Origin of the sequence: Spirosoma oryzicola (genome assembly GCF_021233055.1) — a bacterium.
GTDB classification, from domain to species: Bacteria; Bacteroidota; Bacteroidia; order Cytophagales; family Spirosomataceae; genus Spirosoma; species Spirosoma oryzicola.
Window position 1 is genome coordinate 3,892,201 of the sequence record NZ_CP089538.1, and the last position, 23,023, is coordinate 3,915,223.

Genomic DNA, 23,023 nt, shown 5'->3' on the forward strand with positions numbered 1-23,023 from the left:
GACTACGCCATCAAGCCGAGAAAAATTAAGAGATGGTGGGTAGAAGGTGGCTTAAATTTTCCTTCTTACCTAAACACCAAGCAAAGTCTAATGGTTAAGTAGACAGAAAGACAACGTTTAGCCTTTTGAACAATGGAAACACAAAACCAGAACGGTAACGGTCATCAAACAAACGGTCAGTCTTCTCAAGATGACCAGACCTTAACCACTCGCCAGGGGCATCCGATTAGCAATAACCAGAGCGTCCGTACGGTCGGGAGTCGTGGGCCAACCACGCTGGAAAACTATCAGTTCATCGAAAAGATCACTCATTTCGATCGGGAGCGGATTCCAGAGCGTGTCGTACACGCTCGTGGGGCTGGCGCGCATGGCTATTTTGAAGCCTACGGTACAGCCGGTGACGAACCCGTTTCTAAATACACCCGGGCAAAACTGTTCCAGCAGAAGGGCAAGAAAACACCCGTTTTCGTACGGTTCTCGTCGGTTATTCACGGTGGTCACTCGCCCGAAACCCTGCGTGATCCACGCGGCTTTGCGGTGAAATTCTACACAGAAGACGGCAACTGGGATTTGGTGGGCAACAACCTGAAAGTGTTCTTTATCCGCGATGCGATGAAGTTCCCGGATCTTGTTCATGCTTTTAAGCCCGATCCAGTAACGAACCGGCAGGATGGTGAGCGTATTTTTGATTTTATCAGCAATACGCCGGAAGCAATGCACATGATTACGTTCCTGTTTTCGCCTTGGGGTATACCGGCCAACTACCGGCAGATGCAGGGATCGGGGGTAAATACCTACAAGTGGGTGAACGATGCGGGCGAAGGCGTCCTGGTGAAATACCATTGGGAGCCAAAGCAAGGCATCAAAAACCTAACGCAGGAGCAAGCCGAGCAGATTCAGGGTAAGAACTTTAACCACGCGACTCAGGATCTTTACGATGCTATCGAGCGGGGCGACTTCCCAGAGTGGGAATTGTTTGTTCAGATTATGAGCGACGACGATCATCCGGAACTTGATTTTGATCCGCTGGATGACACCAAGCTGTGGCCAACCGATCAATTTCCCTTCCTGCCCGTTGGCCGGATGGTGCTGGATAAAAACCCCGTCAACTATTTTGCGGAAGTAGAACAAGCGGCCTTCGGAACGGGCGTTCTGGTGGATGGCCTTGACTTCTCGGACGACAAGATGCTTCAGGGACGTACCTTATCGTATTCCGATACGCAACGGTACCGGGTTGGTCCTAACTACCTACAACTGCCTATTAACGCGCCGAAGAAACGGGTTGCCACTAATCAGCGTGACGGTCAGATGACGTTCATGGTCGATGCTGCTCCGGGTCAAAACCCGCACGTGAACTACGAGCCATCATCATTAGGTGGTTTGAAGGAATCGCAGAAAGTTGGCCCAGACCATACCCCGTACGTGGCGGGTAATCTGGTCCGGCAGAAACTGGAACGGACGAACGACTTCAAGCAAGCGGGCGAACGTTACCGGTTGCACGAAGACTGGGAGCGCGACGACCTGATTAATAACCTGGTGAGCACCCTGAAACCGGCGCATAAGATTGTACAGGACAAGATGATCGAGTTGTTCACAAAATGTGATGAAGATTACGGTCGCCGGGTTGCCGAAGGTCTACGGCAAGGTAACAGCGAACAACCCGTTTTGGCAGAGACCCAAGCCGAAGGGGTACGTCAGGCTACCGAAGATTCACAGGAAGCGCAGCCTTATTAAACTTAGACCCAGCGTCTAAACAGAAAGAGCCCTCATACACGAGGGCTCTTTCTGTTTAGTACAAAAAGTATTTATTTCAGTACTTCGACTGTGTTTAACTCTGGTCCTCCACCGTGATTGGCGGAACCGGCAATGATGTAAATGTTGTCTTTGTACACGACAGCCTGCGTTCCATGACGACCTTCCTTTAGCTTCGGTCCCGCTGTCCAGCGGTTTGTTTTAGGGTCCAGCACTTCGGCCTCGTTGTGCGCCAGCAACTGCGTAGTTTCGCCACCGATTACCCATACTTTGCCACCCTGCGTTACTGCCGTGCCACCCGCTCGCTGAGTCGGAATGTTGGAGGTAGCGGGCAGGGTTTCCCAACGGCCCGTTTTAAAATCGTACACGTCTACTTCGGCAATGGTCGTTTCGAGCACTTTGTTGATACGCGCGGTTGAGTTGCGTCCACCGGCCAGGTACAATTTATCCCCGACGACCGCTGCGGCAATGTGATCGCGCGTGCGGGGCGCGTCAGCCAGTCGTTTCCAGGTGTTTGTCTTCGGATCATATTCGTCCAGCCAGGCAACGTGACCATCGTAATGGCCATCGATGATGCCACAGGCCATGTAAATCTTGTCTTTATAGACTACAATACCCGCCGATCCACGCAGCCGCTCTTTGGGAATTTCGGGACCTTTCCGCCATTCGCCCTGTTTGGGACTGTAGATGTATATATTCGGAATCGGGGTTTCATGCGGGTATTTTCCTTCAAACGCACCCATCACGTAAATTTCACCGTTGTAATTGATCGCCTGAAAATGGTTCATCTCAACCGGCGGGGTCGGCAGCCGCTTCCAGACCATCGTTTTCAGATTGAGGGCTTCGAGTGGTTTCATGCCCCGACCGCCTAACGCGTACAGGCTGTCGCCGACCAGTGCAGCTGCATTCTCGTGGCGTTTCTCGCAGGTATTCTGCGTAGTAACCGGTTGCCACTCCTGTGCGTAGGCACTCGTACCAACGGCCATTAGACCAAAGCAATAGAGCAAATATCGATTCATAAGCGGTTGTAGAATTATTCCGATCAGGTTAATTGTGTCTAAAGTGACGACTTACTTGCCTTTGTATTTACACAACGTATTGTCGGATTTTATAAAATACAATTTGTAGTTAAGCGCTTTAGGATCAGTACATCCTTTCAAATTTAGTACCTCGACGGTTTTAAAATCAATGGGATGGCTTTCGGCCTGCAAGGCAATATAACCTGTTCCCAGCGGTGTGTTTGCCCGGTTCATCCAGTACATAGCGGCCTCCTGACTGAAATGGCCCGCTTTCCAGTCGTGATCCTGGCTCACAAACCCTCCGCCAACCTGCGGTTTTTCGTACGTTAACACCGTATCCCGACCTACGAGGTGATGCACGATGGAATCGCCCAGCACAATGGCCGAAGCAGTCACCCACTGATCGCCGTTGTACGTCTTAGAATCAGAGTCAATACAGTGTTCCCCCCTGGGCTTACCCTCCATCGACACCTGGGTACCGGGGGTGCAAAGATTGGCGGTATGCCGCTCTCCTTTGTCCAGTCCACCTAATAATTGTAGCTCCAGCGACACCGGGAAGGTCTGACTAATTGATAAACTCGCAGCTGACTGCGAATGCACCATCACGCCACTGTTGCGCACGTTCCATGAATCGCCACCGGGGATCTGATTGCCGACGAAACGATAGGTGAACCGGACGATGTAGTACGAGAACGGCGTTTTATAATACAGGTGCCCATACTTCCCATCAAACGTTTTGTATTGATCATATGCGATCCGCAACATGCCGTTTTCGACCCGGAATGTGTTTTTGTAATTATCGTTCAGGGGTTGATCCGCGATTTTTATGTCCCAATCCCGCAGGTCTTTGCCGTTGAATAGCTGAACCCATTCCTGTTTGTCAGGGCTTGACTGAGCCATAGCGGATGAAACGACGAACAAAAGAGAGAGACTAACCAATAAGTGTACTAATCGATTCATGAAGCTGACAGTTGAGAGATTACAACCGAAAAGACACAGTTCGTTTCTGGCTACTTAGGGGTGTACAAATAAAAGTCGGAATGGATCGGAGTTGATACGCCATATCTTGGAGATATGGCGTATCAACTCCGATCCATTCCGACAGCTTCACAAAATCTCTTTTTACGTTTTCCGTTTTTTCTTCCGGGCCGAAGGAAACAATACGTTGTTCAGGATCAGCCGGTAGCCGGGCGAATGTGGATGGAGCTTTAAATCGGTCGGATTGCGAAACCCACCACCCCGTGATCCTTCAGGATCGTGACCGCCGTAGAACGTCCACTGGCCGCGTCCTACCTCACCGTAGATATACCGGTCCGATGTTTTGCCTTCGCCCATCACCAGGCTGCTTGGCTTAACGGCTCCTTTCCGAAAAGCGGTTGTCTGCCCGAAAAATTCTTTGATAATCGATTCGTGGTTCTGCGTAAGCATGGAAGGAATCACATCCCACTTGGCCGAGAAATTAAACAGTTCGAAAAAACCGCTCGACTGATCATACCCACGTCCGTTGGCTGAATTGATGTCGGAAAAGGTCGAGAAACCCCGATAGCCGTTGTCGGCTTCGAGCGTAAAATTTCCGAAGGCCAGCGTTTTCGTAAAATCAAGTTTATCCTGCGCGTCGGGGTCGACACCGTCACCGTCGTAGGCACTGCTTACAATATCGACGCCGTCAGCCGCCAAGGCAATATCGAGGGTTTCAGCCGCCGAACACATGGCAAACAAGTAGCCACCACCCGCACAAAACTCTTTGATCCCTTTGGCAACAGCTAGTTTCATCTGCGAAACTTTGGGATAGCCATACTTACGCGCAATATCTTCCTGAACCTTGATGTCGGTCAACGACTGACGGTGCATATTCCGTCCGTACTGTCCCGTAAAATCCTCGTGATGCAGGTGCAGCCAGTCATACTTTGGCAAATCACCTTTCAGTACCTCTTCGTCGTAAATAACTTCGTAGGGAATTTCGGCGTAGGTCAGCACCAGCAAAACGGCATCGGTATTTTCGAACTCCGCCGGACTAACCTTGATGGGCGAATAAACGATGATTTTAGCCGCTTTTTGAAGCGTCACCACGTTCATGTTCAGATCGGGGTCGGACAACTGTTGCTTAAGTGAAGCCGCTTTGGCGTCGGATATGGCTTCGAAGGAAACACCCCGAACGCGACATTCCGTCTCGACAGCCTGCGTTTGTTTGACCATAAAGCTACCGCCCCGGTAGTTCAGAAGCCAGTCGACATCTTCGCCGTCTTTGAGCACTTTGTAGGCAATGCCATAAGCCTTGAGGTGATTACTCTGCTGATCGTCCATCGGAATCAGAACGGCCCCCGCCCGACTGACCAATCCCACCAGCAGCAACAGAAAAGAGAAAGCTATTTGTCGTATCGGAATACGAAAAGTAACATACCATTCCATAGTGTGCATTATTTTTGACCTAACGTTGCGAACTCACTGCCAAAGCCACGTTTCGTTCGTCGTTCAAGGGGTTCTGCTGGTCGTTTGTCTGAGTCAATGCCCATGAACTAAAAACCAACATTTTCTTCAACTACGCATCAATTCAATGGTCTGGAACTCTCCATTACTCACTCGTTACGGCGTTACTGCAAGCACTCTTTTCCTACTCGTTATGTCCTTTTGCCAATCATCCGTTATTGCTCAATCCCCATCGGTCGAGACCGGTGTTTCGCAAACGCTGGCAAAAGCGCGAAAGCAAACCATCAGCAAAATAGCTTATGCCTTAAAGTTCGACATTCCCGCGCAAAAAAACCAGCCTATTCCCGCCATGGAATCAATAAGATTTGACTGGGCAAAAAACGCGGCTCCGCTCCAACTCGACTTCAAAGAAGAACGTGCTCATTTGCAGACTGTTTCTGTCAACGGAAAGCCAATTTCGGTTGCTTTTGAACGTGAACATATCCTCATTCCAGCGGCTCAATTGAAGCCCGGAACGAACACGATTTCAATCCAGTTTACGGCGGGTAATCTGTCGCTTAATCGCAACGACGATTACCTCTACACGTTGCTCGTTCCCGACCGCGCCCGCACGGTATTTCCCTGCTTCGATCAACCCGATCTGAAAGCGACGTTTCAGCTGTCGCTAACAGTTCCGAATGGCTGGCAGTCAATGACCAATGCCCCCGTGCAGGATTCGTCCGTCGCGGGCAATCGCAAAACCGTCAACTTTCAAACGTCCGACATTATCCCAACGTATCTGTTCTCATTTGTAGCGGGTAAGTTCACCGCTGTCTCGCGAATGCTGAACAATCGGCCCATGACGCTTCTTCACCGCGAGACCGACACGACCAAAATCCGGCTCAGCCTGGACCCTATTTTTAAGCTACACGCCGACGCGCTGACGTTTCTGGAAGCGTACACCCAGATTCCATATCCGTTTAAAAAGTTTGATTTTGCGGCTATCCCCGATTTTCAGTACGGCGGTATGGAACACGTCGGTGCGATTGATTACCGGTTGTCGAGCTTGTTTCTGGATAATGGGGCCACGCGCGACCAGAAGTTATCCCGCGCGACGTTGATTGCCCATGAAACGGCGCACATGTGGTTTGGCGACATGGTTACCATGCGCTGGTTCGACGACGTGTGGCTGAAAGAGGTATTTGCCAATTTCATGGCCGATAAGATTACCGAGGTTTCAACGCCGGATGCCAATTACGACTTACAATTCGTAGTCGATCATTTTCCGGCAGCGTACGCCGTTGACCGCACTGAAGGCGCCAACCCCATTGGTCAACCGTTGGCCAATTTGCAGGAAGCCGGTACGCTGTACGGCGGCATCATCTACCACAAAGCGCCCATTATGATGCGACAGCTGGAACGCTTGATGGGCAAAACGGCCATGCGCGACGGGCTACGTCAGTACCTCAAGAAATACGCGTTCAGCAACGCCACCTGGGCTGATCTGATTGGCATTCTGGACACGTACACGCCTACCGACCTGGAAGCTTGGAACCGCGTTTGGGTCAACGAAACCGGACGACCCACGTTCAGTTACCAGCTCGATCAAAAAGAAGGTAAAATTAGCCGCTTCGTTGTTTCGCAGAAAGGCGAAGATGGCAGCAGCCGGTTGTGGCCGCAGGGTTTTGAAGTCGCTCTGGTTTACCCGGATCACGTTGACGAGGTAACGGTATCGATGACACAGGCGCAGGTAACTGTACCCGAAGCCGTTGGAAAGCCAGCGCCGTTGTTCGTTGTGTTCAATTCGTCGGGGCAAGGTTACGGCTTATTCCCGGTCGATACGGCGATGTTGTCGAAACTGGCGACGCTCAAAAATCCGGTGACGCGGGCTTCTGCCTACATTAATCTTTTCGAGAATATGCAATCGGGGCACATCATTGATCCGGTGCGCCTTGGAACGATCTATCAAAACTTACTGGGCAATGAGCCGGAAGAACTGAACCTGCGTTTGCTGACGAGTCAACTGTCGGATATCGTCTGGAATTTTACCAAACCGGATAAACGCTCGGCGCTGGCGACTTCTGTGGAACAAGCTGCGTGGCAGGCAATGGAACGGGAAACGGCTGCTGGAAAGAAGAAACTCCTGTTTCGTTTGTACCAGAACATTGCCTCCAGTACCGTAGCAAAAAATCGGCTGTATACCATCTGGAACGAGCAGAAAGCGCCAGCGGGTGTTACCCTTACAGAGGATGATTATACGAGTCTAGCCCTGGCGTTGGCCGTTCGTGATTATCCGGCAGAAGGTATTCTAGCGAAGCAATTAAGTCGCATCAAGAACCCCGACCGTAAGAAACGACTAGACTTTATGATGCCCGCGTTATCGTCCAACGTCGCCGAGCGCGATGCGTTTTTTGCGTCACTGGCCACTGAAACCAATCGCGAACGCGAAGCCTGGGTAACGGCGGCTCTGGGTTATTTGCATCATCCGTTGCGGGCGCAAACCTCGGCCAAATACCTGGTCAAGAGCCTGGACCTGCTGGAAGAAATTCAGCGGACGGGCGATATTTTCTTTCCTGAATCGTGGCTACGCTCGATTCTTTCAAGCTACCAGACGCCCGAAACGGCACAACTGGTTCGTAAATTCCTGGCCGACCGGCCTACGTACAATCCACGTTTGCGGGCCAAGCTCCTGCAAGCCGCCGACAATTCGTTCCGGTCCAGTAAGCTGCTGTATCAATGACATTACCCGGTGACGTTTTCCCGTTGTTCGTACGAGCCGATTGGTTAGCCAATCCGTTACCCAGCTCAAGGATAGCGCCAATTTATTCCGATAGAAAATTAAAAGGACTGCAATCTATTTCCTTATCAGCCTGTTGCTTCCTTTAGTAGCTATTCGCTGAATGTTTTCGTATCTGGCAACCCAACCCGGCTCTAGCTACGTTTATTTTAACCCGTTACTGAAGTACTGATGAGCTTTTTCAATTCTTTAAAAACTCGACTGCGCGTTGTTGGTTTTGGCGAAGGGGTTTCGTTCCTGCTACTCCTGTTTATTGCCGTTCCCCTCAAACGAATCTACGGCCACCCGGAAGCGGTCCAGATTCTCGGACCCATTCACGGCCTTCTTTTTATTTATTACGTGTTACTCATCGTTCAGGCCAAAACGGAATATAGCTGGTCCTGGGGTAAAACCGGATTAGCTTTCCTGGCGTCACTTTTACCGGGTGGCACGTTTTACGCTGATCACAAAGTATTTCGCCACTTGCCCGAAACGGTCGAGCAGGTATGATCATAGCGAACGGTTTACAAATTCTTAAATAAAAAAGCCGGACATCCCTGTCCGGCTTTTTTATCAGGCACGCGTGTATTATTTAGCGGCTTCAACAGCGGCTGCTGCTTCGATGGCGGCAATGGCGGCACCGTTTTTCTCGCCGTATTCGTCCCGTTGTGTTTCAAAGTAGGAGAAAATCTCATTGATCGAATCGACGTTCTCGGCAATTTTCGAATGCATCTCACCCAGGTTTTTTTCCAGAGTCGAGTCATTCAGTCCGTTCATGTTGTCTACTTCGATCTGACTGATTTTAGTGATGATCGCCGTTTGGCTATTCTGTAAATCTTCCAGTTCACGAACGACTTTGTTCATCAATTCAAATTTCTGCGCTTTATCCATGATAGATCTAGTTTTGTTGAGTATCCATCCTATAACCGCGCAGAATGGCAAATGGTTATTGCTCGACGATAACTTATGGTCAAAGACAGCGTTGAAGAGGTCACCCACAACGAATGCAATACCTTTAGGTAACAGTCGTGTAGCGCTTGTACACGGTTACAATCTCTACCGTTTTCCATCCCGAACGGGTATATAATCGCTTACTGTTTATAATCTTCACGCGATCACCGGCTTCAATGGTTACGGCTTTAGGCGGAGCGAATTGTTCAGGATCAGGTAACGGCTCATTATCCGGCTTCAATTGCATTTGCCGTATGTCTTTGTCAAAGTCAAACTGTCGGGATACTGCCTGCCAGTTGTAGTTAACCGTGGCAAGAGAATCATAGGCAACTGGCTCCTTGTTGGTGTATGGGTTACGCACGTACTGCTCCGGCCAGGCATGGTAAAACCCAAAAAAGCGTTCGGACCGGTGTACACTCGGACCGTTGATGTCTATCCGCAAATCGGTCGTAGCCAGATCTCGTAGTTCAACCAGCATATCCGTCGAGGGTTTCCCGTCGAAATTGGCATCGACAGCCTCGCTGGCTACTGAAGATACCGGCCTGTATTTACCGTGAAAGCGTTCGTGTAACGATATAAAATCTTCATTCGGGGCAAGCGTCTGTTGACAGCCAACCGCACTAATAAGCCAAAGTAGGGCAAGCACACCGGTTCGTTTCATAGGAAAAGGCAGATTGAACGTTTTCGAATCTAACTATATAATACCCTCAAGTTTCACTTTATACTCGTTTTGCACACACAACACGGCGAATAATCTACATCATTAAATATATCTATATCATTATAAATTAAATCAATTTGATCTATATATTCATTGCTAGTAATATTGTCCCATCATATAAGTCGCACGTTAACAAAAAAAATAAGTAGCCTTTCATTCACTACTAATTCATTCGACTCCAATGGAAAACCAGCCAACTAAACTTACCACCGCTTCGGGAAGCCCGTACTTCGAACACGAAAACACCATGTCGGTTGGACAGCGTGGGCCGTTGCTGTTACAGGATTATATCCTGCACGAAAAAATGGCGCACTTCAACCGGGAGCGGATTCCAGAACGCGTTGTCCACGCCAAAGGATCAGGCGCTTACGGGACGTTCACGGTAACGCATGACATCAGCAAATACACCCGTGCCAAACTGTTCAACGAGATTGGCAAGGAAACACGGGTATTCCTGCGCTTTTCGACCGTGGGTGGTGAGAAAGGCTCTGCCGATACCGAGCGCGATCCACGTGGTTTTGCATTGAAGTTTTACACGGAAGATGGCAACTGGGATCTTGTAGGCAACAACACACCCGTATTTTTCATCAAAGACCCGAAGAAGTTCAGCGACTTCATTCATACCCAGAAACGCGATCCGTACACGAACTGCAAATCGGCCACGATGATGTGGGACTTCTGGAGTCTGAACCCCGAAAGTCTGCACCAGGTTTTGATTCTGATGTCGGATCGTGGTACGCCCGACGGCTATCGGCACATGAATGGTTATGGCTCGCACACGTTCTCGATGATCAATGCTGACAACGAACGCGTTTGGGTAAAATTCCATTTTAAAACCGCGCAGGGCATCAAGAATTTCAGCAATGACGAAGCCGTCAAGATGAAAGGAATGGACCCCGACTACGCGCAGCGCGACCTGGTAACCTCAATCGACAAAGGCGATTTCCCACGTTGGAACGTCAAGATTCAGGTGATGACCGAAGAACAAGCGAAAGCGTTCCGCTGGAACCCCTTCGATCTGACCAAAGTATGGCCGCAGGGCGATTTCCCGCTAATCGATGTGGGTACGCTGGAATTGAATCAGAACCCAAACAACTACTTCGCTGATGTTGAGCAGGCTGCCTTTGCGCCCGCCCACGTTATCGATGGCATCAGCTATTCACCCGACCGGATGCTACAGGGCCGTATCCTGTCGTACCCCGACGCCCAACGCTACCGGCTTGGCGGCAACTACGAGCAGATTCCTGTAAACCGCTGCCCGTTCGCCGTTAACAATTACCAGCGCGACGGACAGATGCGCGTCGACGGAAACGGTGGTCGTTCTACCAATTATTTCCCGAATAGCTTTGACAATATCGTTGCTGACGAGAGCTACAAACAACCGGCTTGGGATTTAGGAACGTCAGTAGCCGATTGGTACGACCGGAATGCGCCGGGTGAGAATGACCATTACACGCAGCCGGGTAATCTCTGGCGGTTGATGACCCCTGAGCAGAAAATTAATACTGTTAACAACATCGTGGGAGCCATGAGCGGCATCGATGGCCCGAAACGGGATCAAATTGTCAATTTACAACTGTGCCACTGGTTCCGCGCTGATTTATCGCTGGGTATGAGCATTGCCCAAGGTTTGGGTATCAACATGGAAACATTGCAAGGGGCAATGCCTACGCAACACGCTTAATAGTATTTTTCCTGTATCTTGGTAAAACAAAGCCGGATAAAATTATCCGGCTTTGTTTTTTGTCATGCGCAAGAATCGGGTTGGCTTCCCATCGGGTTATAGCGACTTTTGTGTAGTCAAACCAACAAACCGATGACGACCAACAACGCTTATACGTATGGACAAATAGCCCGCGCTATCGAACATCTTACGGCCAATTTTCGCGAACAACCTTCGTTGGCGGAACTGGCCGAAAAGGTAAACATGAGCGAGTTTCATTTCCAGCGGCTCTTCACCGATTGGGCTGGTGTTAGTCCCAAAAAGTTTGGCCAGTATTTAACGCTCGAACACGCCAAGCAGCAGCTCCGCGCGGGTTCGTCGCTGACCGATGTTGCTTATGAAGCCGGTCTATCGGGCACGGGTCGTCTGCACGATTTGTTTGTCAGCATCGAAGGGGTAACACCGGGTCAATTCAAACAGGCCGGGGCGGGTCTGGTCCTCTCCTACGGCATCTTTGACAGTCCATTTGGCGCGTATGTGCTGGGGGCAATCAACAAAAAAATTGCGGTGCTGCATTTTCTGAACGATGGCGAAAAGGCTGAAGAACTCTTACCCATCGCGTGGCCGGGAGCCCAAATACAGCATAATCCAGAAACGCTTCAATCGCTGGCCGACCAGGCTTTTCCCGTTACGGGCACGCTGAACTTGCCACCCGACAAACCATTAGCTTTGTTGCTGCGAGGCTCTACTTTTCAATTGAAAGTATGGGAAGCGCTGCTGAAAATCCCCGAAGGTCGGTTAGCCAGTTACGACCAGATTGCCGAAGCAATTGGTCAACCTACGGCTTCACGGGCGGTCGGAACGGCGATAGGCAGTAACCCGGTGGGTTACCTGATTCCCTGCCATCGGGTTATCAAGAAAACGGGTTTGTTCGGCGGCTATCGCTGGGGAACCGAGCGGAAACAGGCGATGCTGGGTTGGGAAGCAGCACGGCTGAATCGCTAACTTTTTCGATTCATTGACCTACGTACAATACTACTCTTTCAGTCCATAAATAAATGACCCAGGCTGTGTGTCAGCGGGGTCGCCCGCGCGGTTCTCAAAACCGACACCACAGTCTAGATCTGGTTGGCATCACAACCTAGTGGTACCGATTCATTCCTAGATCAATCGTTCTTACGGATAATCTTTTTCAGGATCGTTACGCTTCTTTCCAGTTCCTCTTCCGTGCTGGATGCGAAACCCAAGCGCGTACCGTTCAACTGTTGACCGGGCGGATTGTGCGCCAATCCATTCGACAAGTACAACCCTTGTTGCCCGGCCTGCGTAGCCAACGCTTCTATGTCAATCGACGGATCGAAGCGGGTCCAGACAGCCATTCCACCGTCGGGTTTTGTGAATTGCACGGCATCCCCTAACTCAGTTGCGAGCAAATCGCAAAACCGGTCTCGACGATCGTGATACGTACGAAGCGACTTGCGAAAATGGCGTTTCATGTCCCGGCTCTTAAACAGTTGTCCGATAGCAAATTCAAGCATGGGATCACCTTGCCGGTCGATGATACGCCGAAGTCGGGCCAATTCGTCAATGAAAGCCGCCGGAGCGACGACATAACCAATTCGAAAAGCGGGCGCTACCGATTTTGTCAGCGACCCGACATAAACGACCATGCCGCGCGGGTCGGCGCTGGCCAGCGGCAAAATAGGACGACTGAGATAATGAAAATCGTAATCATAATCGTCTTCCAGTATCGCAAATTTATAAACCTCAGCAAGTTGCAGTAACTGAATGCGCCGATCGGGTCGTAACGTAACGGTCGTCGGGTAATGATGGTGCGGGGTTACGTACACCATACGAACTGACCCTTCTTGTTTACAAAGTTCAGCCAGCGCGTTTACGTCTATACCATGCTGATCAACGGGTACCGTTCGCAAGCTAGCTCCAGCCTTCTGAAAATTCATCGTTGCACCGGCCCAGGTCATTTCTCCCGTCACAACTACATCGCCCGAACGTAGCAACACTTGACCAGTCAGGTGCAGCCCCATAATGCTGCCCCTCGTGATCATGATGTTATCGGGTGTCGTTTGTAAACCACGAGTTTCGTTTAGGTGACGCGAAAGCTGCTCCCGCAACAACGGATGGCCTTTTGTGTCGCCGTAACCGAAATGAGCCTGCGGATTTCCCCAGCGGAAATAAGACCGGTACGCCCGGCTCAATTCCTCCATCGGAGCCAGTCGAATATCGGGAAAACCATCGTCCAGATGCAATCCGGCACCAGTGGTCAATACAGGTCGAACCAGAAACGTAACCGATTCAAAGGCGTAACCGGGTTGAGTACGGCGCTGTTCATCGGCTTTCTTCTCAACAAATGCCTGCGGCTTTACTTCCGGAAAGTGCGTTGCGACATACGTACCACTGCCGGAACGACTTTCGAGCCATCCCTGCGCGAGCCCTTCCCCGTAAGCCGCCACGATTGTCTGCCGATTCAGATCAAGCAGGTCAGCCAGTTGACGGGTTCCGGGCAACCGCTGTCCCGCGCCTAACGTTCCGGCTCGAATCAGTCGGCTTAATTGCTCACTGACCTGAATAAAAATTGGCGTGACCGATGATTTGTCGAGTTGAAGCAGGGATTTGAACGGGAGCATAACCGGACTAGCTGTATTCTAGAAACTGGACGATTTAGACAGTCCGGCAAAGAACGACATTTGTTTAAAATTAAACGCTGTTATTCAGCACCAAGATCTTTAGTTTACTTGTTCTGATCATGCAAACCACCCGTACAACACCCAGCCGCTCCGCCAAACGCGTTCATTACGATGAAGAAATCATTCATCCCATTCTGGACGAGGCTCTTTTCTGCACTGTTAGCTATGCCGTCAATGGTCAGCCGATGGCTATTCCAACGGCTTTTGCCCGGAAAGAAGACAAAATCTACATTCACGGCTCAGTAGGTAGCCATTTTATGCGCGAATTGGAGAAAGGTAGCCCCGCCTGTATTTCGGTGATGATTACGGATGGGCTGGTATTGGCTAAATCAGCGTTTAGTCATACGGTGAATTACCGTTCGGTGATCCTCTTCGCTACCGCCGAAAAAGTTACGGACGAAACCGAACGCATGGAAGCCCTGGCTCTTATCACCGATCATTTGATACCCGGTCGCTGGGCCGATCTACGACCAACGACCGCCAGCGAAATGCGCAAAACAATGGTACTCGCTTTTTCACTAGCCGAAGCGTCCGCAAAAGTTCGTACGGGAGGACCGAACGACGAACCCGAAGATCTTGATTTGCCAACCTGGTCGGGCGTGATTCCAATGAAAACGGTGCAATTGGGGCCCGTTACGGCTGAAGCCAGTGCAGGAACGCCCCTGCCCGATTACCTGCGTTGAGAACAGGTTCATTGGCGGAGAATCGCTTTTTTCGGAACTTGCTGCCATTTCCCTGTACAATGATCATTCGACCTTACGAAAAACCAGATGCCGCTCAACTTATTTCGGTATTCTGCAAAAGTGTTCCAGTCGCCTTCGGTGAAAACGAAATTAGTGAGTACAGTACATTTCTGGAAACGTGGTCAGGTCCCTACTTTGTTGCCGAGGATAACGGAAAGCTATTAGGTGCCTGTGGCTATTATAGTCGGGACGACCGACAGGAAGCGTATATCTGCTGGATATTGTCCGATCCGGATGCCAAAGGGCAGGGCATCGGCAAAACACTCCTGTTGCACAACCTGGCCCTTATCGACGAACAGCCGATCATTCAGCGCATTGTGTGTGAGACGTCGCAGGTTGCTTATCTTTTTTTCGAGAAATTTGGCTTTGAACTACAGCACACCAAACCGGATTATTGGGCCCCCGGTCTTGATCTGTATCACATGATACTCCATAAAAAGGCCTCATAAGAACGAGATTCTTACAAGGCCTTTTTATCTATTTTTCCCGGTGATAGACCAGCACGGGTACGGTCGATTTTTCTACCAGACGAGCGGTGCGGTTGGGGTGCAGCAGTTTATCCAGAAAACCTGCTTCGGGGTATAATTGCATCACAATCAGGTCAGCATGTGCGTTGTCGAGTTGATCATCCGTCAACACCGAAAGCTTGGCATCGAACGTATCAATTAGCGAATCGGTCTGGGCAGATACTACACTTTGCGTCGTTTTTGGCTGCATGGCATACACAATGGTATGCACCTGAGCCGGACGAACGGCTTGCCCTTCGGTTGTAATTGGAACAATCAGCACCGGACAAACGGCTTCGTCAGCCACATCGGACACGGCGCTACCCGCCAGCCGGTCGAAAAACGTATTCAGATCGCTGCGGCCCATTACGATCAGATCGGCAAAAAGCCCTTTGGCAGCATCTAAGATTTCGTCGTCAACGCTGCCAATTCGCCACTCCGCCCGGACCGAAAACCCTTCGGCCTGTAACTCTGCTTCGAGCTGCAACAAACGCTGACGGCTAATTTCTTCAATTTCCTGCGAGGCTACCAAGCCAAAACCGGGATCACCAACGGTTGGTAACGTCGTATCTGGAATCATCGGTTGGTAGACATGCAAGAGTGTTATGGTTGCACCGGTCTTACGGGCAAAAAGCCGTACCCAGTCGAGGGCAGCGGTCGAACTTGACGAAAAATCGGTAGGAAAAAGCAGGTTTGTCATAATTGCGTGAACAGGGATTTGTAATCACAACAAACGAAACGCCCAACATTCCCGGCAATCCATCAATTTTTGTCTGCATTTGATACCCGCATGTAAGCGATGCTACCCGTTTATCGGGTCGTCGGGGGTGTTATGATACGCCCTGTTCCGCTACCGCTATTCATGGTTTCGACGGCCATTATCTGCTTCATTGTTTTTTCCATGCCTTCGGTCGAACCATCCAGGAAGATAACGTTGCCTTTCCCGTTTTCAGCGAAATGCTTGATCGCTTCGGTCCAGATCGAGAACAGGATCAGGGATGCATCGAGATTGGCTTCGGTCATGACTTTTGCCGATTCGGCCATACCCTTCGCCACTTCTTCCCGGAACAGAGCCACACCCTGACCGCGCAACTGCGACGCTGTTTTTTCGGCCTCAGCGGAGATCTTGATGGCGTTCCCGTCCGCTTCGGCGGCCTTCGTTTTGGTGATCAGCAGTGCTTGTCCTTCGTTTTCGGCGGCCGCCTTGAGATTCGACGAAGCAACCACTTGCGCCATCGACCGCATAATCACTTCGTCAAACGCAATATCGTTTAGTTGTAGATCCGTCAGGTGATAGCCCCAGCTTTCGAGTAAAGTGTCCAGTTGCGACTTAACGTGTTCAATAATTTCTGAGCGAAGGGCCAGAATTTGAGCCTGTCGTTTGGTCGCCACAAAACTACGGATCGAGCCTTCGATGGTTCGAACCAATGCCTGCATGAACGACGCTTCGTCAATGAATTTGAAGGCTACATTTTTGATTGTTTCTTCTTCCTGGTTCAGCACCGAATAGACCAGCATCGCTTTGAAGTTGACATTGGCCTGATCGGCGGTAATGGCCTGAAACGACAGTTCGACGGAGCGGTTCTGGATCGAAATACGGCGATAAATAACCTCGACAAAAGGGATTTTAAAGTTCAGCCCAGGCCCCATTACCCGAGCATATTTCCCGAAGATGGTTACAACGGCTACCGTTCCCTGTTGCACAATCACAATCGAGAGGAACGCGGCAACCAGCACGAGGACAAAGAGTATGCCTAGAAAGGTCATTAGCTAAAACGGATAGATACAAAAAAAACGGATTCTGTAGTAAGGTACAGAATCCGTTGATACGCTTGTCTTTTTTTGTCAGATCGGCCAGCCTAATTGCCGGCAGCGAGTTCAAAACTTGCCACATTGCGCTGACGGAAGTACACTGTCATCGCCAATACGAATCCGGCAAAGGCCAGCATGGCCCCTACCCATTCGGGCGAGGTGTAACCCAAACCAGCCGCAATAGGCAGACCGCCGAGGTAAGCGCCCAACGCATTACCAATGTTAAAGCCAGCCTGACTAACGGACGAAGCCAGCATTTCGGAACCATTGGCGGCCCGAATCATCAGAATCTGAATAGGTGCTCCTAATGAAAACGCAACGGCTCCCGTAACAAACGTCATGATTAGCAACGGACCTTTGAAGGGAGCGACGAAGTAAACGACCATCAGACAGACCGACATCAGCAGCAAAAACAGAGCCGTAGCCTTGATGGGCGACATCATATCGGCCGTTCGTCCGGCAATCAGGTTACCAACGGCCATTCCCAGACCGGCCAATACCAGAATCCAGGTAATTTGATCGCTACCAAAACCGGCTACTTCGGTCAGCAAGGGAGCGATATAACTGAACCACGCAAATAAGCCGCCCGTACCGATAGCCGTAATTCCTAAGATAAGCCAGGGCTCAACGCGCGTAAACAGCTTCAAATCCTTGCGTAGATTCGATTCGCCAACGACGGGCATCTCCGGGAGCAGTTTTTGAATGCACAGCATCGTAATCAATCCAACGACGGCAATAAGGATAAAGGTAATCCGCCAGCTCATCGTATGGCCGATGTATGTTCCCAGCGGAACGCCGATGATGTTGGCCACCGTAAGCCCCGCGAACATCATCGAAATAGCCTGCGCTTCTTTTCCTTTACCGGCTAACCGGCTTGCGACTACGGCCCCTACACCAAAGAACGCACCATGCGGCAGCCCCGACAGCAGGCGGGTCATCATCATGATCTCATAATTAGGGGCAAAGGACGAGAGTGCATTACAAAACGTAAACAGGGCCATAAGCCCCAGCAATATCTTTTTGGGAGGATAATTTCCGGCAATACCCACCAACAAGGGTGCTCCCAAGACCACCCCAAGCGCATACGACGAAATCAAATGGCCAGCAACGGGAATCGAAATGTGGAGCGAGTTGGCGATATCCGGCAGAATACCCATCATGACAAATTCTGTCATGCCTATGCCGAACCCTCCAATGGTGAGAGGTAATAAGCTCTTTTTCATTTGCAGCGTACTAATTTTCTGACAGCTTGTGAATTTATCTACTTAGAAAATTCACAATAACCTCCACTAATTGAAGGCTATTTAATCAGAAAAATAAAAAAAGTGCAAAAATGTTCCCTGCTCTACGAATAGTCTAGTTTATTGATTACCTAATACAATTGCACAAAAAGGCCCCGGTCCAGACAAACGTTGTGGGACCGGGGCACTTCCAGATGAGACGAATCGATTAGTGTGCCAGCAGCCAGTTTTCGCCGGTACCAATACCGGTTTCCATCTGCACAGCCATCGGAATCGCATTTTTCATAATGTCATTAACCCGCTCCCGCAACAAATCGATTTCGTCACGGTGAGCATCGAACACCAGTTCATCATGCACTGTCAGAATCATCTTCGATTTCAGCCGCTCGGCCTGCATAAACTCATGAATACGGATCATGGCGATCTTAAGCATATCGGCGGCACTTCCCTGAATTGGGGCGTTGACGGCGTTACGTTCGGCAAACATCCGGTCCGTTACGTTCCGCGAGTTGATGTCACGCAGGTACCGACGGCGACCCAGGATTGTTTCGGCATAGCCAAAGCCCCGTGCTTTCTCGATGCTCTGGTCCATGTACGCTTTTACCGCCGGAAACTCACCGAAGTATTCCTCAATAATTTGAGCGGCTTCCTTGCGGGGAATCTTCAATCGCTGCGCCAGTCCGAACGACGAAATACCGTAGATAATCCCGAAGTTGATGGTTTTGGCTTTCCGGCGCATATCGCCCGTTACCTCGCTGATGGGTACGTGGAAAACTTTACTGGCCGTCTGGGTATGGATATCGACGCCGTTGTTGAACGCATCAAGCATGGTCTGATCACCACTGAAAGCCGCCATAATCCGCAGTTCGATCTGCGAGTAATCGGCCGACATGATCAGAAATTCCGGTCCACGCGGCACAAAAGCTTTCCTAATCTCCTGACCGCGTGGGGTCCGAATCGGAATGTTTTGCAGGTTCGGATTCGCCGACGATAACCGCCCGGTCGATGCGACGGCCTGGTTGAATGAAGTATGAATCCGACCCGTACGTTTACTGATGAGCAACGGCAGCGCATCCACGTACGTATTTTTGAGCTTGATCAGCTCACGATAGTCCAGAATTTTACGGGCAATTTCGTGCTCTTCTTCGAGTTTCGACAACACCTCTTCGCCCGTGGCGTACTGACCTGTTTTGGTCTTTTTAGCGTTTTTATCGAGTTTCAGCTTATCGAACAGAATTTCACCCAACTGCTTCGGCGAGCCGATGTTGAACGAATCCCCCGCAATAGCAAAGATTTCCTGCTGCACCTGTCGCATGTCGGTATCAAGCGTTGCAGATAGTTCGGCCAGCGCATTGGTATCGATAGTAATGCCTTCCAGCTCCAGATCCGTCAGCACCTGCACGAGCGGCATCTCAACCTGATCGAACAGCTTGTGTAGATTATCTTTTTCGAGCCGGGGCGCAAACGTTTCTTTCAGTTGAAGCGTAATATCAGCGTCCTCCCCCGCGTACTCAACTACTTTTTGCACCTCCACATCGCGCATCGACAGCTGCCCCTTCCCTTTTTTACCAATCAGCGATTCGATTTCAACCGGCTGGTAATTCAGATAAGTCATTGCCATCATGTCCATGTTATGACGCATTTCGGGCTCAATGAGGTAATGGGCAATCATGGTGTCAAACAGCTTACCCTGCACCTCTACGCCGTACTTTTTGAGCATCAGCAGGTCGTACTTCAAGTTCTGACCAATCTTACCAATGGCCGGATTCTCAAAGACGGGCTTAAACTGATCAACAATGGCCTGCGCTTCTTCCCGATTTTCCGGTACGGGTACATAAAACGCTTCGCCTGTTCGGTACGAGAATGACAGACCAACCAGATCGGCCTCGACCGGATCGATGGCGGTTGTTTCGGAGTCAAAGCAGATACTTTCCTGCAAACTCAGGTAGTGAACCAGACTCGCCCGCAACTCGGGTGTATCGACCAGCCGGTAATCGTGCTTGACCGACGTAATCGTTTTCCGACGTTCGGGCTGATTCTCGTCAATCTCGTAGTCGGGGTACACGTCGAGATAAGCGGGCTGATCGGGTTCTGCGGTGACTTTCTCCGCCCCTTCAATCGTTGACGAATCGGTCACGACATCGGGGGTCGCTGCCGACGCGGAAGCTACCGGTGCTTTTACGCTGGTTCGCTTGGCTTTCGTCTTCGGCTTTTCGACTGGCTCGCTAGCCGCAGGCGCGTTACCGACCGAACCAAAATCAAACGGCAAGTCTTCTGCACCGGATGGGTTCAGCGCCGGATCGCCGGACCGTCCCATGTTCGGGAAAGGAAGAAACGCTGGCGCATCACCACCCGGCGAATTAAACAAATCCATCTGTCCCGAGGCCGGTTTTTTCGGTGAGTCAGCCGCTGGACTCTCGTCGTAATTCGGACCCAGCAGACGGGTTTTCATCTGCCGAAACTCCAGTTCGTCCAGCAAAGCCGACAGGCGGGGCTTATCGTATTCGGTATGCCGCAGCAGGTCTTCATCAAACGCGACCGGCACATCAAGGTGAATCGTCGCCAGCTGCTTCGACAGCAAGCCTTGCTGCCCATAATTGACGACATTTTCTTTAAGCTTACCCTTTAACTGATCAGCATTAGCAATCAGGTTTTCGACGGAGCCAAAATCAGCAATCAGCTTCTGCGCCGTCTTTTCACCTACTCCCGGAATACCAGGAATATTATCCACCGAATCGCCCATCAGACCCAGCATATCGGTCACCTGGTCGATTCGTTCGATCTGCCAACGCTCCAGCACTTCAGATACGCCTAGCTTCTCAGCGGGTTTGCCCATGAAAGCCGGTTTGTAAATATGAACGTGTTCTTCCACCAGCTGACCGTAATCCTTGTCGGGTGTCATCATGTACACCTCGAAATCAGCCAGAGCCGCTTTTTTGGCGATGGTTCCGATAATATCATCAGCCTCGTACCCTTCCAGAATCAGGATAGGAATCTGCATCGCTTCAACAATCTTTTTGATGTAAGGCGTTGCGACGCTGATGTCTTCGGGTTGCGACTGCCGGGTGGCTTTGTACAGCGGAAACTGCTCATGGCGGAACGTCTTCTTCGAGGAGTCGAACGCAACGCCGATGTGCGTCGGTTTTTCTTTGGTCAGCACCTCGATCATGGCGTTCATGAAACCAAAAATAGCCGACGTGTTAACCCCGCGCGACGAGATACGGGGTGATTTGTTGAAAGCAAAATGGGCGCGGTAAATAAGCGCCAGCGCGTCTAACAGAAAGAGTTTTTTTTGTGGTTTGGCCATTATACAGGTCGCAAGTCAAGGCGCCAAAGGTCGAAAGTCTTACGGACAATCGCGCGATGTGAACCCGACAAATTGATGGTCAGAGCTGATTATACCCTATAAACACAACAGTCCGCATTGGGTTTTGATTCCGGTCAAGTCTGTCTTTAAAACAGAACAAGCCGCTCTAGTTGGGGAGCGGCTTGTTGGCAAAATGAGTATCGAATTAGTCGACTACGGAAGCAGTAACCGATCAATGATATGCACAACACCATTCGACGCCGTGATGTCAGGACCTGTAATGTTAGAAGCCGAAGTACCGTTGCTCTTACCTGTTACTGTCACGCCCGTTGTGCTAACACCGGCTGTCAGGATCGATCCGGGCAGCGCCGTCGACAGGCTAGATGCATTGGTAATCAACGGGGTGTATAAGCGGTTGTTAGGAACGATGTGATAAGCCAGTATTTGTTGAAGTTGCGCTACGGGTAACGCACTGACAGCCGCTACCGATGTCAGGCTAGGCACCGACGCCGTAAAGGCCGCATCGGTCGGCGCAAATACTGTGATCGGTCCGCCCGACGTAGCCGTTAACGAGCTAACCAGCCCGGCCCGGGTCACAGCGGCATTCAAGTACGTGAATGAAGCTGTCGGCAGGATGGTTGGAATACCTTGAATGGTCGTAGCGACATCACCGAAAACAGGCGGCAACAGCACCCGATCAATAGCGTGTACGATCCCGTTGCTGGCTTCCCCACTGGTCGAAACCACGCGAGCGCCGTTTACCGAAATAGCCGTAGCGGAAGTCGCTGTAGTAGACGTTGCCGATGTAGAGGCTCCTTTGGTAATGTAAAGCGTTCCTCCTGACAGCGTTTGCACGGGTGTGTTGACCGCCGTAGGAATAGCCGACGCCGTAAGCTTGCTGGTCAGTATGTGGTACTGAATGACGGCGGTTAGTAATGTAGCAGGAGCCGCTTTGATTGCGTTCGTATCTGCATACCCAAACGCCTGAAAAGCCGCGTTGGTCGGTGCGAAAACAGTGTAGTTGCCCGCTTGACTCAACGCTCCACTCAGCCCGGCCTGCCGCACAGCCGTTCGGAAGATCGTAAACTGATTTGATGATCCATTACCGTTGTTGATCAGATCGTTGACCGTCGATGGTGTTGGTGTGCTGTCGTCGTTTTTCTTACAGGCTGAAAACGAGAGAAGGAGAACGACGAACAGAGCCGGTAGCAGACTCCACGCTCGTTCACGAGACGAGTGGTGATTGGAAACCATGATAGATTTGGGGTTAGAGAACAAACACAAGGATTTGTTTGCATTCGTTCTGTAAAGGAACGAGGGTTTATTTGTTTTGTTCTTACGCCCACCCTGATATTTATCAGGCGTTGTCTTAATACTTAGTTTGAGGTATCAGTTGACACTATAGAGAAGGATCCCACACC

18 protein-coding genes are annotated in these 23,023 nt (G+C 50.6%); 7 read left to right on the forward strand and 11 right to left on the reverse strand.

The annotated features are described in order from the left end of the window. Nucleotides 1-132: 132 nt before the first annotated feature. A complete protein-coding gene (locus tag LQ777_RS16445; protein WP_232559020.1) occupies nucleotides 133-1,734 on the forward strand; it encodes a catalase in 1,602 nt (533 codons plus the stop codon). A 71-nt stretch (nucleotides 1,735-1,805) separates the two neighbouring features. Here LQ777_RS16445 and LQ777_RS16450 read toward each other — a convergent pair whose 3' ends face one another. The 3 genes from LQ777_RS16450 to LQ777_RS16460 form a co-directional block, all read right to left on the reverse strand. Continuing rightward, entirely contained in the window at nucleotides 1,806-2,771 is a 966-nt protein-coding gene (locus LQ777_RS16450) for a Kelch repeat-containing protein (protein WP_232559021.1), read from the reverse strand. Between the two features lie 51 nt (nucleotides 2,772-2,822). Continuing rightward, nucleotides 2,823-3,731: a 3-keto-disaccharide hydrolase gene (locus LQ777_RS16455; RefSeq protein WP_232559022.1), complete on the reverse strand. Its 909-nt coding sequence runs from the start codon at nucleotides 3,729-3,731 to the stop codon at nucleotides 2,823-2,825. A 162-nt stretch (nucleotides 3,732-3,893) separates the two neighbouring features. Then, nucleotides 3,894-5,180, reverse strand: coding sequence for an asparagine synthetase B (locus LQ777_RS16460; RefSeq protein ID WP_232559023.1), 1,287 nt, complete (start codon nucleotides 5,178-5,180; stop codon nucleotides 3,894-3,896). 211 nt (nucleotides 5,181-5,391) lie between these two features. Here LQ777_RS16460 and LQ777_RS16465 point away from each other — a divergent pair, with 211 nt between their 5' ends. Together LQ777_RS16465 and LQ777_RS16470 are read left to right on the forward strand one after the other, a co-directional pair. Further along, a complete protein-coding gene (locus LQ777_RS16465) occupies nucleotides 5,392-7,917 on the forward strand; it encodes a M1 family aminopeptidase (protein ID WP_232559024.1) in 2,526 nt (841 codons plus the stop codon). 228 nt (nucleotides 7,918-8,145) lie between these two features. Further along, on the forward strand, nucleotides 8,146-8,463 hold the full coding sequence (locus tag LQ777_RS16470) for a DUF3817 domain-containing protein (RefSeq protein ID WP_232559025.1): 318 nt from the start codon (nucleotides 8,146-8,148) through the stop codon (nucleotides 8,461-8,463). Nucleotides 8,464-8,541: 78 nt separating this feature from the next. Here the strand turns inward: LQ777_RS16470 and LQ777_RS16475 are convergent, their stop codons facing one another. Together LQ777_RS16475 and LQ777_RS16480 are read right to left on the reverse strand one after the other, a co-directional pair. Beyond that, complete coding sequence (locus tag LQ777_RS16475; protein WP_232559026.1) at nucleotides 8,542-8,844, reverse strand: hypothetical protein; 303 nt, start codon at nucleotides 8,842-8,844, stop codon at nucleotides 8,542-8,544. A 124-nt stretch (nucleotides 8,845-8,968) separates the two neighbouring features. Next, nucleotides 8,969-9,565: a hypothetical protein gene (locus LQ777_RS16480; protein ID WP_232559027.1), complete on the reverse strand. Its 597-nt coding sequence runs from the start codon at nucleotides 9,563-9,565 to the stop codon at nucleotides 8,969-8,971. A 241-nt stretch (nucleotides 9,566-9,806) separates the two neighbouring features. Between LQ777_RS16480 and LQ777_RS16485 the strand changes: the two genes are divergently transcribed. Further along, complete coding sequence (locus tag LQ777_RS16485) at nucleotides 9,807-11,309, forward strand: catalase (RefSeq protein WP_232559028.1); 1,503 nt, start codon at nucleotides 9,807-9,809, stop codon at nucleotides 11,307-11,309. Nucleotides 11,310-11,441: 132 nt separating this feature from the next. Beyond that, entirely contained in the window at nucleotides 11,442-12,293 is an 852-nt protein-coding gene (locus tag LQ777_RS16490; protein WP_232559029.1) for a bifunctional transcriptional activator/DNA repair enzyme AdaA, read from the forward strand. A 161-nt stretch (nucleotides 12,294-12,454) separates the two neighbouring features. On the opposite strand, the gene LQ777_RS16495 is transcribed toward LQ777_RS16490, so the two are convergent. Further along, a complete protein-coding gene (locus tag LQ777_RS16495; RefSeq protein ID WP_232559030.1) occupies nucleotides 12,455-13,933 on the reverse strand; it encodes an aminotransferase-like domain-containing protein in 1,479 nt (492 codons plus the stop codon). A 119-nt stretch (nucleotides 13,934-14,052) separates the two neighbouring features. Between LQ777_RS16495 and LQ777_RS16500 the strand changes: the two genes are divergently transcribed. Both LQ777_RS16500 and LQ777_RS16505 read left to right on the forward strand, forming a co-directional pair. Beyond that, a complete protein-coding gene (locus LQ777_RS16500; protein ID WP_232559031.1) occupies nucleotides 14,053-14,676 on the forward strand; it encodes a pyridoxamine 5'-phosphate oxidase family protein in 624 nt (207 codons plus the stop codon). A 59-nt stretch (nucleotides 14,677-14,735) separates the two neighbouring features. Continuing rightward, nucleotides 14,736-15,185 (forward strand): GNAT family N-acetyltransferase, encoded by a 450-nt coding sequence (locus LQ777_RS16505; protein ID WP_232559032.1) that lies wholly within the window; start codon nucleotides 14,736-14,738, stop codon nucleotides 15,183-15,185. 28 nt (nucleotides 15,186-15,213) lie between these two features. Here LQ777_RS16505 and LQ777_RS16510 read toward each other — a convergent pair whose 3' ends face one another. From LQ777_RS16510 to LQ777_RS16530, 5 genes are all read right to left on the reverse strand, one after another. Next, a complete protein-coding gene (locus LQ777_RS16510; RefSeq protein ID WP_232559033.1) occupies nucleotides 15,214-15,942 on the reverse strand; it encodes a universal stress protein in 729 nt (242 codons plus the stop codon). A gap of 110 nt (nucleotides 15,943-16,052) precedes the next feature. Beyond that, entirely contained in the window at nucleotides 16,053-17,009 is a 957-nt protein-coding gene (locus LQ777_RS16515) for an SPFH domain-containing protein (protein WP_232559034.1), read from the reverse strand. 92 nt (nucleotides 17,010-17,101) lie between these two features. Continuing rightward, the gene (locus LQ777_RS16520; protein ID WP_232559035.1) at nucleotides 17,102-18,277 is read right to left on the reverse strand and encodes an MFS transporter; all 1,176 of its coding nucleotides are present in this window, start codon (nucleotides 18,275-18,277) and stop codon (nucleotides 17,102-17,104) included. Nucleotides 18,278-18,503: 226 nt separating this feature from the next. Further along, the gene (gene polA, locus LQ777_RS16525; protein ID WP_232559036.1) at nucleotides 18,504-21,602 is read right to left on the reverse strand and encodes a DNA polymerase I; all 3,099 of its coding nucleotides are present in this window, start codon (nucleotides 21,600-21,602) and stop codon (nucleotides 18,504-18,506) included. A gap of 213 nt (nucleotides 21,603-21,815) precedes the next feature. Continuing rightward, a complete protein-coding gene (locus LQ777_RS16530; protein ID WP_232559037.1) occupies nucleotides 21,816-22,856 on the reverse strand; it encodes a fasciclin domain-containing protein in 1,041 nt (346 codons plus the stop codon). Nucleotides 22,857-23,023 lie beyond the last annotated feature (167 nt).